The organism is Paenibacillus graminis, assembly GCF_000758705.1.
Taxonomy (GTDB): Bacteria; Bacillota; Bacilli; order Paenibacillales; family Paenibacillaceae; genus Paenibacillus_AQ; species Paenibacillus_AQ graminis.
Genome location: NZ_CP009287.1, coordinates 6770617 through 6784127 on the forward strand (window position 1 = coordinate 6770617; position 13511 = coordinate 6784127).

Consider the following 13511-nt stretch of genomic DNA (forward strand, 5'->3'; position numbering starts at 1 on the left):
CTTACATCACCTCCGCTTCCGAATATAAGCTGTTCAGGCTGCTGATGACCTTTTGCCGCTGATTCCAGGTCATTGGAGCTGCTCCGCTGTCCAGAGCCACCATATCAATCGCCCCGTCCGCCGGGCAGACAATGGAACACAGGTTGCAGCCTACACAATCTTCCTCGCGCACTTGCAGAATGGCCTTGCCTTCGGCATTTGTAAGCATATCAATACATTGATGCGAGGCGTCCTCGCAGGCAATATGGCATTTGTTGCAGTTGATGCAGTTCTCTTCATTAATTCGTGCCACCACTTTATAATTCAGGTCCAGATCGCCCCAGTTGGAGTACTTGGGCACCGATTTGCCGATCAGCTCTGTGACAGATGCCAATCCTTTGTCATCCAAATAGTTGTTCAGGCCGTCGATCATTTCCTCGACAATCCGGAACCCGTGATGCATGACCGCCGTGCAGACCTGAATGCCGGTTGAGCCCATCAGCATGAACTCCACCACATCCTGCCAGGTGGAGATGCCGCCGATCCCGGAGATCGGCACGCCCACCCCGCGGTCGCGCGCACATTCAGCGACCATGCTGAGGGCAATCGGCTTCACAGCCGGACCGCAGTAGCCGCCGTGCGCCCCTTGGCCGCCCACATTCGGGATCGTGTTCCAGCTATGGATGTCGACACCGGCAAGACTGTTGATCGTATTGATCAGGCTGATTGCATCCGCCCCGCCCTTGACGGCATGGCGGGCTACAACTGTAATGTCCGTAATATTCGGCGTCAGCTTCACAATGACGGGCGTAGCCGCCACTTCTTTGACCCAGCAGGTCTGGGCTTCCACCAGGTCGGGCTGCTGCCCGGAGGCCGCGCCCATCCCGCGCTCAGCCATGCCGTGCGGACAGCCGAAGTTAAGCTCAAGGCCGTCTACGCCGACAGCTTCGACCCGCTTGACGATTTCATGCCATTTCTCCTGCTTCGGCTCCACCATTAGAGAGGCGACAACGGCATGGTCCGGAAACCTTTTTTTCGTTTCATAGATTTCCTTGAGGTTGACCTCCAGCGGACGGTCGGTAATCAGCTCGATATTATTGAATCCGGCTACACGCTGCCCGTTAAAATGCACAGCCGCAAACCGGGAAGAGGTGTTGATAATCGGATCGCCCAGCGTCTTCCACACCGCACCTCCCCAGCCTGCCTCAAAGGCGCGCTGCACCTGGTAGCCGGTATTGGTAGGCGGCGCCGAGGCCAGCCAGAATGGATTAGGTGACTTGATCCCCGCAAGATCGATACTCAAATCTGCCATTAATGTTCCCTCCCTGTCATTGTAAGACCGGCAAATGCAGCCGGCCTTGTATTCGCACAGCAGCTCCAATTTAGACGGCAGAGCCAAGCACACTATCCTGCAGACCCGACAGCTGTTTCATAATGGCATAAGCGGCATCCTTGCCCTGCTGGGCAGCGGATACCACCATCGCTTCACCTTCGCCCGAGCCGAAGACGATATCCCCGGCGGCGTAAATCTGCGGATCGGAGGTCCGGCCGGTTGCCTCATCAATCTTGACCACGCCCCGTTCATGCTCAAGCCCCAGCGCTTCAATCAGGTCAATCCGCCGTTTCTGTCCGATGGCCACCACCACCGCATCTACCGGCATCAGGAATTCAGAGCCTTCCACCGGCACCGGTGTCTGACGGCCGTCTTTGCCGGTCTCCCCGCTCAGCTTCATCTGCACACACTCCAGAGCGGTCACATTGCCCAGTTCATCTCCGATGATCCGCTTCGGCAGGGTCAGCCAGCTGAATTCCACACCTTCCTGCTTGGCGAATTCATATTCAAAATCATACGCAGTCATCTCCGCAGGTGTCCGCCGGTAGACCATCTTCACATTCGCCGCTCCCAGCCGCACCGAGCAGGTGGCCGCATCGATTGCCGTGTTGCCTGCGCCGATGACGGCAACCCGCTGGCCCATCAGCTCCAACGCCGGAATTCCCGTCTTTGTGGTTTCCACGAGCTCGATGGCATCATACACGCCGGAGAGTTTCTCTCCTTCAATGCCAAGAGGCGGAACATACCCCATTCCCGCAGCCAGCACAATGGCATCATATCCCGCCTTCAGCTCCTCTACAGAGACGTCCACACCTACCTTCATACCTGTACGGATCTCTACGCCCAGCTTCCCGACCTGTTCCACTTCCCACAGCGAGATGGACTGCGGCAGCCGGAACGAGACGATTCCGTGTGTGTCCAGTCCGCCCGCAAGCTCCTTCGCTTCATAGATCACCACACCAAAACCTTCACGCGCCAGCTCCCTGGCTGCTGACAGACCGGCCGGACCGCCGCCGATGACCGCAACTCTTTTACCGTTAGGAACGCCCGGCTTGAATAACTGAGCTCCGCTGTTGACCGCCCAATCGGTCGCATAGCGCTGCAGCAGGCCGATTCTAATCGGCGCAGAAGCGTCATTGAGCACACATGCCCCTTCGCACAGCTCCTCCGTTGGACAGACCCGCGCGCAGCTGGCGCCAACCGGATTTGAATCCATGATCGTCTGTGCCGAGCCCTTCAGATTGCCGGTTGCAATGCGCTTTATGAAAGAAGGAATATTAATGCTGGTCGGGCAGGCTTTGATGCAGGGCGCATCGTAGCAATACAGGCAGCGGTTGGACTCTTCGATTGCGCCTTTACGGGTGAGGCCGGGCTCGGCTTCGGCAAAATTGCGCATGAACATGTCGGGCGTGAATGTGTTTAACGGAGAAGTGTGCTCCATCCGTATCCCTCCTTCTGTTGAGTGGCTTCCGTTTAACATCATGTTTATGTTATATAATATAACACAGTTACAAGTATTGCCTTAATATTTTGCTTACTTCTCAGAATTAATGTAGTAAAATGAACAATGAACCTTATTCCTCATTCTATTTTTTATTCATACAAGTTAACTTTTCTTACACGTTATATTGAAACTATAGTGAATTCCATTTTTCGTTACATTAGACAGATTGTCTAATTTCAAAAGTGTATTTTTTACCTGTGAGAATAGCCTGAGAACAGCCCGAACCAGGCAGGAAAAGATCATATGTTAAGCGAGGGGGATGTTTATGGATTGGGAACTTGTATTTACCATTCGTGATGCACTCCAAAGGCCGCTGTTTGCAGAATCGGAAGTCATCGGCGGCAGAACCGGCCTGAACCGTGCCATCCGCTGGGTGCATGTGCTGGAGAGCGCGAGCTTTGAAAGCCTGATCCACGGGGAGGAGATGATTCTGACCACCGGCATAGGCGCAAGCGCCGATCTGCCCTCTTCCTTAGCTTTTATGCAAAATCTGATTGACAAGAACGCAGCCTGCTTATGCATTGAACTGGGGGCCTATTTCAGCAGCATTCCCCAGGAAATGATTGATCTGGCCAACCGGCATGACTTCCCGCTGATCATTTTTACCCGCACTGTACGCTTTGTAGATATTACTCTTGATCTGCATTCCCTCATTATCAACCGCCATCACCGCATGCTTCAGGAGCTGGAGAGCATCTCCCGTGAGTTCCACCGCCTGACACTGACCTCTCAAGGTACGATCAAGGTGCTGCAATTATTAAGCAAAAGCACCCGTACACAAATTGTGTATATGCAGCCGCAAGGAAAACCTCTGTTCTTCCCGGCACTCTCGCCTGAGGAGCAGGCCCCTCTCCTAAGCTTCTTCGCAGCCTTTGGCGAAGAAATGGAAGGCGTGCAGCCGGATGCCGCCCCTTATATCCGCGACTACGGCCACAAGACGATTGCCCTGAAGCCGGTAGGTGCGCTCGATCAGACCTGGGCTTATATCCTGATGGTCTGCAATCACAAGCCCCAGGAGTTTGACTGCCTGCTGCTCGATTCCGCGTCGCTGTCCATTGCCCAGGAGCTGCTGCGCACGCGGTATATGGAGGAACGCAAGCTGTTCTCGGAGAATCTGTGGGTGGATGAGCTGATCGGCGGCAGAACCCAGGATGACAACCGGCTCAAAGGACTGGTCGGACCGGACTTCAATGTCGTAAATGAACTGCCCTACCGCGTATGCCTCATCGAAATCGAGAACCCCCGCGACGTGAAATGGAACAGCTCGGAGAACGATTGGGAGTCGATCACCATCCATTTGTCGCTCATCCTGCGCTCGATCTTCGAGAAATACTCGCTGCGTCCGCTGATTACACTGAAGAACAACCGCCTCACCGTCATCGCCCTCGATATCCAGTCCAAGCTGCCCGGCAAGCTGCGCCTGCAGCAGGCGCTGGATGCCCTGCAGCATATCCGCTCCGACGAGAAGCTGAAGGATCTGCAGCTCGTGATTGGAGTCAGCAAGTCCCACCGGGGCCTGAAGCACGCCTATGCCGGATACCAGGAAGCCGTACAGGCGCTGTCTCTTTATTCTTGTTACCAGAAGTCCCTTCTCTTCTATGAAGAGCTTGGCGTCTTTCAGCTGCTGCTGAGCCTGAACGACGGGAAGACGCTGGAGAACTTCATCCGCAGCTATCTCGGCCCCTTGATTGACCACGACCTCGCCAAAGGAAGCGAGCTGCTGCTGACCCTGCGCGTCTATCTCGACCACGACGGCTCGAAGCAGATCGCGGCCCGGAATTTATTCATCGTCAGACAATCACTCTACTACCGGCTGGACAAAATCACCGAGCTGCTGGGCGAAGACTTCATGCTGCCGGAGAACCGCATCTCTATCCAGGTTGCCCTGCGCGCCTACCAGCTTCTGTATCCCGAGAAATTCACTCTGCCGAGCTCCCGTTCAGCACAGCTTTAACTGTATCGATGATAAACTGGATATCCTCATCGGTGGAGGACAGCGGCGGAGCGATAGTAAGCACATTATTGAAGCCTGCTACGGTATCGCCGTTTTTGCCGATGATCAGCCCTTTCGTTTTGCACCCGCCAATAATGCCCTTGACGACAGCCAGGTCGGCAGGCTGCTTGGTGGCCTTATCGGCTACCAGCTCAATGCCGATGACCAGCCCGAAGCTGCGGATATCCCCTACCAGCTTGTGGTCCAGCAGCTCGGCGAACCCGGCAGCCAGCCTCTTGCCCAGCATATCGGCGCGCTCCACCAAGTTCTCCTGCTCCAGGATTTCCAGATTGCGCAGGGCAAGCGCACAGGCAGCGGGGTTGCCGCCGAAGGTATTCACATGGCGGAAATGCCCGTAATCGTCACTGTTGTCCTTGAAGGCATCGTAGATATCCTTGCGGACCGCCGTTGCCGACAGCGGCAGGTAGGCGCTGGTCAGTCCTTTGGCCATGGTGATGATATCCGGCTTTACACCAAAATTATGATGGCCGAATTTGCGGCCGGAACGCCCGAAGCCGCAAATGACCTCGTCAATAATCAGCAGCACGCCATGCCTGCGGCAGATCTCCTGTACCCGGTCCAGATAGACCTGATGCGGCACAATGACGCCGCCCCCGGTAATCACCGGCTCCATAATGACAGCTGCTACCGTCTCCACGCCTTCCCAGACCATCGTATCCTCAATCGCCTGCGCACTCTGGAGGTTGAATTCCTCCACGGTCATGCCGGCTGGACGGCGGTAGCTGTCCGGCGGGGCCACATGCAGAAATCCGCCGCTCAGCGGCTCGTATTTATATTTCCGCTGTGCCTGGCCGGTAGCCGAGAGCGCGCCAAGCGAGCTGCCATGATAGCCCCGGTAGCGGGCGATGAATTTATGACGGTAATGCTGGCCGATCTGCTGCTGGTATTGGCGGGCTATTTTGAAGGCAGCTTCGTTGGCTTCCGAACCGCTGTTGGAGAAGAAAATGACATAGTCTCCCTCCAGCCATTCGTTCAGCTTCTCAGCCAACGCAATTGCCGGCATATGGCTTTGCGTGAGCGGGAAATACGGCAGGCTAAGAAGCTGATGATAAGCCGCCTCCGCCAGCTCCTTGCGCCCATAACCAACATTCACACACCATAGGCCGGACATGCCGTCCAGAAACTTGTTCCCGTCAATATCCGTCACCCATGATCCGCTTGCCGCTGCAGCGATCATAGGCGGATTTTTTTCACTGTAGGGGGTAATGTTATGCCATAAATACTGCTGATCCTTTTGGATGGCCAGCTCGCTTTCGTTCCCCAGGCTTTGCATGGCACTCTCTCCTCTCAACATCCCATAGTAGTTAATAACGTGCGGTAACCATCTTCTTGCGGGTATAGAACTCAACGCCATCCCTGCCGTTCGCATGCAGATCCCCATAAAAGGATTTCTTATAGCCTGAAAAAGGAAAAAAGGCCATCGGCGCAGGCACGCCCAGGTTAACGCCCAGCATTCCCGCATCAATCTCTTCCCGGAATTCCCGGATCGCCTTGGCGCTGTCCGTATAGATGCAGGCCCCGTTGGCAAAAGGTGACTGATTCGCCACGGCAATCGCCTCGGCCAGGTCCTTAACCCGCACTACCGCCAGCAGCGGCGCAAAAATTTCATCCCGCCAGATGGCCATTCCCGGCTGCACATGATCGAAAAGCGTCGGCCCGAGGAAGTAGCCCGCTCCGGCTGCTGCACTGTCCAATCTGCCGTCCCGCACCAGCTCCGCCTGCTCCTGAATTCCCGTTTCGATATAAGCGATCGTACGCTCCTTGTTCGACTGGCGGATCACCGGGCCGAGGAATACCCCCTCGTCCTTGCCGTTGCCGATCTTCAGGCTGTCCGACGCCTCACTCAGGCGGCGGACCAATTCATCGGCAACAGCCTCATGGACAACTACCACAGAGCAGGCCATACAGCGCTCGCCCGCAGAGCCGAATGCGGCAGCAATGATGTTTTTAACCGCGCTGCCGAGATCGGCATCGGGCAGCACAATGGAATGGTTTTTGGCTCCGGCCAAGGCCTGCACCCGCTTGCCGAAAGACGTTCCTTGCTTATAGACATATTCCGCAACGGGCTGGGAGCCCACGAAGGAAATGGCTTTGACCTCCTCATGTTCGAGCAGGCCGTTCACCACCTCATGCGCCCCGTGCACCACATTCAGCACCCCCGGCGGAAATCCCGCTTCCGCGAACAGCTCCGCCAGCCTGTTCATCAGCAGCGGCGTGCGCTCGGAGGGCTTCATGACAAAGGTGTTGCCGCAGGCAACCGCCAGCGGGAACATCCAGCAGGGCACCATCATCGGAAAGTTGAACGGCGCAATGCCGCCCACTACCCCAAGCGGGTACCGGTACATGCCCGACTCGACTCCGGTAGCAATGTCCGGCAGCTGGCTGCCCATCATCAGCGTGGGAATGCCGGCGGCAAATTCCACACATTCAATGCCGCGCTGCACTTCACCGAGCGCTTCCTCCAGGCTTTTGCCGTTCTCCAGGGTGATCAGTCCGGCCAGCTCGTTCCAATGCTCCACCAGCAGCTGCTGATACTGGAAGAAATAGCGGGCGCGGCGCGGTACCGCAACCTTTTTCCAGGAGTGGTACGCCTCTGAAGCCGCCTTCACGGCAGTATCCAGTTCCCCCCGGCTGGAGATCGGGACATAAGCAATGACCTCGCCGGTTGCCGGATTAAATACTTCTTCCTGCTGTCCGGAGAAGGATTCGACCCAGGCTCCATTCACATAGTTCTTCAATTTCTCCGTTTGCTTCACAAGCAGAGACATCTTCTGCACCTCTTTCCGTCTCGGGCCGTTGATTATAAATAAGCATCATTTTGCCCCTTAATAGTTCATTTGTTCACCTTAGATGATAGATGACCGCCCATTCCGGCGGTCATCTATCAGAAATATGAGCGGGACATTTTATTTTGCCGCCATTTCCACAATTTCGTTCGTATAGGCTTCATCCACCTTGGATGCCGTCTTGATGACACCGAACTTCAGTGCGATATCTGCGGTCTGCTGGAACGCAGCCGCGTCGGTATAGCCCAACTGGGATGCATCGAAGCCCTCCGGCTGGATCAGCTTGGCAACCTCTGTCATCATCGTCAGCTGATGTTCACGGGTGGTGCTGCCCTCTTCCGCCAGCTTCATCACGCTGTCTACCGCCGCCTCCGGATCGGCCATTGCGTCCTTCCAGCCCTTCAGGGAAGCGCGGACGAACTTGGCTGCCGTTTCCTTATTGGCTTCAAGCCAGTTCTTGTTGGCGAACAGGTTGTCTTCCAGCATCGCCACCCCTTCATCGTTCATGTCGATTACGTTCAGATCCTCCGCCTTGACGCCGGATTCCAGGATGACCTGGTATTCGTTATAGGTCATGGCCGAGGCCGCATCGATCCCGCCGCCAAGGAACTGGTCCATCGTGAAGCCCTGCTTGGTAAAGTTCAGATCTTTGTTCGAATCCAGTTTGTATTTATCGAAGAGTGCCAGAATCTCAAACTCGTTGCCGCCCATCCAGTTGCCGACCTTCTTGCCCTTCAGGCCAGCCGGTCCGGCAATCCCCGCAGCCTTCTTGGATACCAGCACCAGTCCGCTCTTCTGGAAGATCTGCGCGATCTGCACCAGCGGCATCTCCTGCTCCTGGCTGGTCAAAAGACTCGCTACCCAATCGACGCCGATATCCGCCGATCCGCCGGCAACCTGCTGCTCCGGCACAATATCCGGACCGCCGGGCAGAATCTCTACCTTCAGCCCTTCTTCGGCATAATACCCTTTATCCTGTGCCAGGAAGTAACCGGCGAATTGGGCCTGCGGCACCCATTTGAGCTGCAGCTTGACGGTTACCGGATCTGCAGCCGGTTCTGCCGTGGCTGCTTCCGGAGAAGCGGAAGCCTCTGTCCCTGCCGTCCCCTCAGCCGCCGGAGCTGCATTATTATTGTTGCCCCCACAGCCTGCCAGCAAAGAAATCATCATGATCAGGGCAGCCACCAGCAACCCGCCACGAAACTTGCCTTTTCTCCCGTTCATCAATACAACTCCCCCTACCCGTTTGAGTTTTCATTTCGAAAAAAACACAGCATGGCAACCAAGCATGATGCTCTATGCATACGGCCTGGGGAGGGTACTCTTTTCCCTTCGGCGCAGGACCGGATGTAATGGATTCAGGGGGTCAGGCCCGCTGGGAGGAATGCCACTTGATGAACACCTTCTCCAGCCGTTCCACAATCAGGTAGAAGATTACCCCGGCAATGGCCGCGAGTACGATACAGGACCAGCCGAGCGGCATTTTGGCCACCTTGACCGAGTTGGATAGCAGGTAGCCAAGCCCCCGCGAAGAGAAAAAGAATTCCCCGACAATGGCTCCAATCATACTGGCCGTGGTATTGATCTTGAACGCAGTGAACACATAGGGCAGACTGTTCCGGATACGCAGGTAACGAAATACCGCAGGTTTGCCGGCTGCATACGAATGCATCAGATCCAGAGCCAGCGGGTCAACAGCTGACATGCCCTTGTAGGCATTAATCGCCATCGCAGCCATCGTGGTCGCTGTAACGATTGCGGCGCGGGACCCGATGCCGTCCCCGAACCACAGATTCATAATGGGGGCGAGCGCCACAATCGGCACGGCATTCAGCGCAGCCACGAGGGTAAGGCTGCCTCCCCCCCAGCGGGGCCAGGCGGTTGCCGCCAGCGCGATCAGGAAACCGCAGGCTGAACCAATCAGCATCCCCGCAGCCGCCTCGGCCAGCGTATAACCGGTATAAGACAGCAGCAGGCTGAAGTTATCCCGCATCGCCTCCGCAATGGCCGAGGGCAGCGGAAGCTGGTACTTTTTGAGATCCAAGAGCTTGTGAAAAACCTGAAACTCCCATAGGAAGAGGAATAATATCCCGGCCAGCAGGGGCAGAATCACACCGGGGTTCAGCCACCTGAACGGACGCCGGGGGTTTCTCCGTCCACTATAAACAGTCGATATACCGTTGTTAGTTGACGTAATAGAGGCAGATTTAATTTCTTTGCCCGTTGAGGCTATGAAGGATGTATCCCGCACGGTAGTGTTTCTCTCCATCAGCGGCTGCCCCCTTTCGGGCGAAATTCCGGCTGCCATGGCGCTGCCAGGCGTTCCACCAGACTCATCAGCCAATAGCTGGCTATTCCGAGCAAGGCGCCGACAAGCACGGTTGACCAGAACATGTACGTATGAGAAGGACCGTAATAGAGATTGCGCAGCATAATGACACCGATGCCATGCTGTGCGCCCATGAGCTCTACAAGGATCGCTCCGGTTACCGCGAGCGGTGCCGCGATCTTGAGTCCGCTGAACAGGCCCGGCAGCGCAGCCGGAAAGCGCAGCTTCCAATATACAGCCCAAGGTTTCGCAGCAAGAGAGTGCATCAGCTCCACTGCCGGGAGATCGACACTGCGCAGCCCGCGGAGCATATTCAGAGCGACTGGAAAAAAAGTAATGTACCCGGAAATGATAATCCGCGACACCTGCTCATCCCGTACAATGCCGTAGATAATCGGAGCCAGCCCCAGAATCGGAATCATCTGCGAGGCCACCGCATAAGGAAAGGCGAGCTGTTCAACCGTCTTCGACAGGCTCATCAGCACTGCCAGGAGCACTCCGGCCGCTGCACCGATCAGAAATCCAACGCCGGCGTTGCCGAAGGTCGCCCCGCCTTCCTTGAGCAGCGTACTGCTATATTTCCATAAGGTTGCCGCCACTTCATGAACATAAGGCAGCTTAGACTGGGCCAGCGGTGTCTTGGACACATGCAGCAGCCACCAGGAGACCGCCTCCCAGACTGCCAGCAGGCCGAAGATCCAGACGAACAGCGGCAGCACGCGGTCCCGCATAAACGTGCTGTTCCCCTTCATCCCTGCACCCCTTCGAAGCTACCGCGGATACGGGCGATCAGTTCAAAAAATTCCGGGCTGTTCCTCATTTCCGCTGTGCGCGGACGCGGCAGCGGAATATCCACAACGGCGGACAGCCTGCCCGGATGCGGAGACAACACGAACACGCGGTCCGAGAGAAAAATCGACTCTGGAATGCTGTGGGTTACGAAGACAATAGTGCTCTGCACCTTGCTCCACACAGCCAACAGCTCCTCATTCAGACGTTCACGGGTGAATTCGTCCAGCGCAGAGAAGGGTTCATCCATCAGCAGGATTTCCGGCTCCATCGACAGCGCTCTGGCAATAGCTACCCGCTGCTGCATTCCTCCGCTGAGCTGCCACGGATACTTGTCGGCGAAGCCCTGCAGGCCTACGAGATCCAGCAGTTCCAGCGCTTTATCCTCACGGATGGACTTCTTCACGCCCATCAGCTCCAGAGGCAGCGTTATATTATGCTTCACCTTCCGCCAGTCATAAAGGACCGGACTCTGGAACACGATACCGTACTTTTGGGCCAGCCGGGCTTCACGCGCACTTTTGCCGGCTACCGTAACGTCTCCGCCAGTTGGCGTGAGAAGATCTGCCATCAGTCTGAGCAGTGTAGTTTTGCCGCAGCCGGACGGTCCCAGCAGGGAAACGAACTCCCCTTTAGCGATATCCAGGCTTACCTGATGCAGTGCAAGCACATCGGCTGTGTCTGTCTGGTAACGCATCTCGACGTTCTGCAGCTGTATCTCAGGAATTTTTGCCGCTGCTAATGACATTCCCAGCTCCCCCTTTATTCCCGGATCGGATTTGATTTTCTTTCCATATGTCAAATAACATAACACTCTTCCTGCGTGAGACGATGTTTCTTCCTTCCTCTATGTTCGATTAACTAACATCTTACACTGTGCTCCGGTTACTCTCACTAGACAAAAAGTAAAATGGAGTCTGAGAAATTCCGTCACTTTGTCTAGGTATTCATAGATACTGTTAAATATATGCTTTCTGAATTTTTAAAAATTGCGACTTTTGCCGATAAAGTAGGTATATATCTTCATGCTGTATGCGCTGACAAGCGGGATTTCACTATGTATATTTGCTACTATCTCACTAGATTTTTAATAAACAGGAGACAATCTGCCTATGCCCGCAGCATATATCCGCAGACGGAGGCTTGAACAATGGGGTCTATGATTTCGAATTATATAGTTATTGTTTCAATCTCCGGTGTGCTGAGCGCCCTGCTGGCGCTTTTTGCCTACTATAAAAAAACCGATTTCGCGGGAACACGGGCCTTTATCCTCAGTTCTCTCACATCGGCCATCTATACCTTTGGCTTTGCCTTAGAGCTGTCGGGCAGCACAATGCCCGAAATCAGTTTCTGGATTAAGGTCGAGTATCTTGGGATGCCTTTTATCGCCCCTTCCAGCCTGCTGATGATTATGTATTTCGTAGGACTGGAGCGGCTGATCCGAAAAGGGCTGGTCACCGCGCTGTATGCCATTCCCTTTATCTCCGTACTGCTTGTATGGACCAACGACCATCACCATTTCTTCTATCAGTCGATGTATTTCCGGGAAGGAGCACCTACACCGCTGATTGATGTCGTTATGGGTCCCTGGTATATAGTCCAGGGCAGTCTGACTTTCGGCTGTATGCTTGCCGGGATGTGCCTGATTCTCTGGCAGTGGAACCGGATGAAGCGTGTCTACCGCAGACAGCTGTTCACCATCTTTATCGGGCAGTTTCTCCCGGCTCTGGGCGCTTTTCTCTATTTAATGGATGCAACTCCCTATGGGATGGACCCTGTTCCGGTAATTATGAGTATTACTTCAACTCTGTATATATGGGCTATCCTGTCCCGAGGTATGCTCACCGCAGCCCCTATAGCCCGCGAAAATCTGTTTGAGAGCATGCGCGACGGTGTGCTGGTTACGGATCTTTCCGATACGCTGGTTGATTTCAACCGGGCTGCTGCGGACATGCTACAGGATCTGAATGCCTCGGCCATCGGCAAGCCTCTGGCCCAGCTCTTTCTTCCGGCAGGCCAGGATGCAGTGGATTACGTGATGAATTCTGATCCGCTGATCAGTGAAGAACGCGAGCTGGGCTGGAATATGAACGGCGAAACCCGGTACTATCAGATTAGATCCTCCCCCGTGCAGAAGTATGGCGGGCATCAGGTGGGACGGATGATCATGCTGATTGATGTCACGGAGCGGACGCTGCTTCAGGAAAAGCTACTCCAGCTCGCCACCGTCGACAGCCTCACCGGCATCTATAACCGGATGCATTTCATGGAGCTGAGCCGGGCTTTGCTGAATGAGGCAGCCCTCAGTCTGGCGCCGGTCTCGGTTATATTGATGGATATCGACTTTTTCAAAAACATCAATGACCGTTACGGCCACCACTATGGGGATATGGCACTGCAGCATATTGTAACCGTCTGCAGCAGCCATTTGCGCGAAGGGGATATTTTCGGGCGTTACGGGGGCGAGGAATTTGTTCTCTGTCTGCCGGGAACATCGTTGAAGCAAGCTGCTCTGTTATCTGAATCGATGCGGAAGGACATTGAGCGCAGCTCTATATCTACCCTTTCCGGACCCATCCATGTCACTGCAAGCTTCGGCGTCGTGGAGGCCCGGGGCAAAAATCTTTCTCTGGAGGATCTGCTCTCCGAAGCAGACCATGCTCTGTATACTTCCAAACGGAATGGGCGCAATGCCGTTCATGTATCGAGCGGTTCCTCCATCACGCACTTCACACCGGTGTGAGCGGGTGGTGGGAACCTATCCTTCTATAGCAAAA

General features: G+C 55.2%; 10 protein-coding genes. 2 read left to right on the plus strand and 8 right to left on the minus strand.

What is annotated here, in order from left to right:
* Position 1: 1 nt before the first annotated feature.
* Positions 2-1291 (minus strand): NAD-dependent dihydropyrimidine dehydrogenase subunit PreA, encoded by a 1290-nt coding sequence (gene preA / locus PGRAT_RS29300; RefSeq protein ID WP_042267606.1) that lies wholly within the window; start codon positions 1289-1291, stop codon positions 2-4.
* Positions 1292-1361: 70 nt separating this feature from the next.
* Positions 1362-2753 (minus strand): NAD(P)-dependent oxidoreductase, encoded by a 1392-nt coding sequence (locus PGRAT_RS29305; RefSeq protein ID WP_025704166.1) that lies wholly within the window; start codon positions 2751-2753, stop codon positions 1362-1364.
* A gap of 328 nt (positions 2754-3081) precedes the next feature.
* Here PGRAT_RS29305 and PGRAT_RS29310 point away from each other — a divergent pair, with 328 nt between their 5' ends.
* Complete coding sequence (locus PGRAT_RS29310; RefSeq protein WP_025704165.1) at positions 3082-4770, plus strand: PucR family transcriptional regulator; 1689 nt, start codon at positions 3082-3084, stop codon at positions 4768-4770.
* On the opposite strand, the gene PGRAT_RS29315 is transcribed toward PGRAT_RS29310, so the two are convergent.
* From PGRAT_RS29315 to PGRAT_RS29340, 6 genes are all read right to left on the minus strand, one after another.
* Positions 4736-6103: an aspartate aminotransferase family protein gene (locus tag PGRAT_RS29315; RefSeq protein ID WP_042267610.1), complete on the minus strand. Its 1368-nt coding sequence runs from the start codon at positions 6101-6103 to the stop codon at positions 4736-4738. The genes PGRAT_RS29310 and PGRAT_RS29315 overlap by 35 nt on opposite strands.
* Before the next feature lie 31 nt (positions 6104-6134).
* The gene (locus PGRAT_RS29320; RefSeq protein ID WP_025707729.1) at positions 6135-7598 is read right to left on the minus strand and encodes a CoA-acylating methylmalonate-semialdehyde dehydrogenase; all 1464 of its coding nucleotides are present in this window, start codon (positions 7596-7598) and stop codon (positions 6135-6137) included.
* Positions 7599-7736: 138 nt separating this feature from the next.
* On the minus strand, positions 7737-8840 hold the full coding sequence (locus tag PGRAT_RS29325) for an ABC transporter substrate-binding protein (RefSeq protein WP_042267612.1): 1104 nt from the start codon (positions 8838-8840) through the stop codon (positions 7737-7739).
* Positions 8841-8982: 142 nt separating this feature from the next.
* Positions 8983-9885 (minus strand): ABC transporter permease, encoded by a 903-nt coding sequence (locus PGRAT_RS29330; protein ID WP_025708465.1) that lies wholly within the window; start codon positions 9883-9885, stop codon positions 8983-8985.
* On the minus strand, positions 9885-10697 hold the full coding sequence (locus tag PGRAT_RS29335; RefSeq protein WP_025708464.1) for an ABC transporter permease: 813 nt from the start codon (positions 10695-10697) through the stop codon (positions 9885-9887). The genes PGRAT_RS29330 and PGRAT_RS29335 overlap by 1 nt, the downstream gene beginning before the upstream one ends.
* Positions 10694-11482: an ABC transporter ATP-binding protein gene (locus PGRAT_RS29340; protein ID WP_025708463.1), complete on the minus strand. Its 789-nt coding sequence runs from the start codon at positions 11480-11482 to the stop codon at positions 10694-10696. Before PGRAT_RS29340 ends, PGRAT_RS29335 begins: the two co-directional genes overlap by 4 nt.
* A gap of 402 nt (positions 11483-11884) precedes the next feature.
* Between PGRAT_RS29340 and PGRAT_RS29345 the strand changes: the two genes are divergently transcribed.
* On the plus strand, positions 11885-13477 hold the full coding sequence (locus PGRAT_RS29345; RefSeq protein WP_025708462.1) for a histidine kinase N-terminal 7TM domain-containing diguanylate cyclase: 1593 nt from the start codon (positions 11885-11887) through the stop codon (positions 13475-13477).
* The last annotated feature ends 34 nt before the right edge of the window (positions 13478-13511 follow it).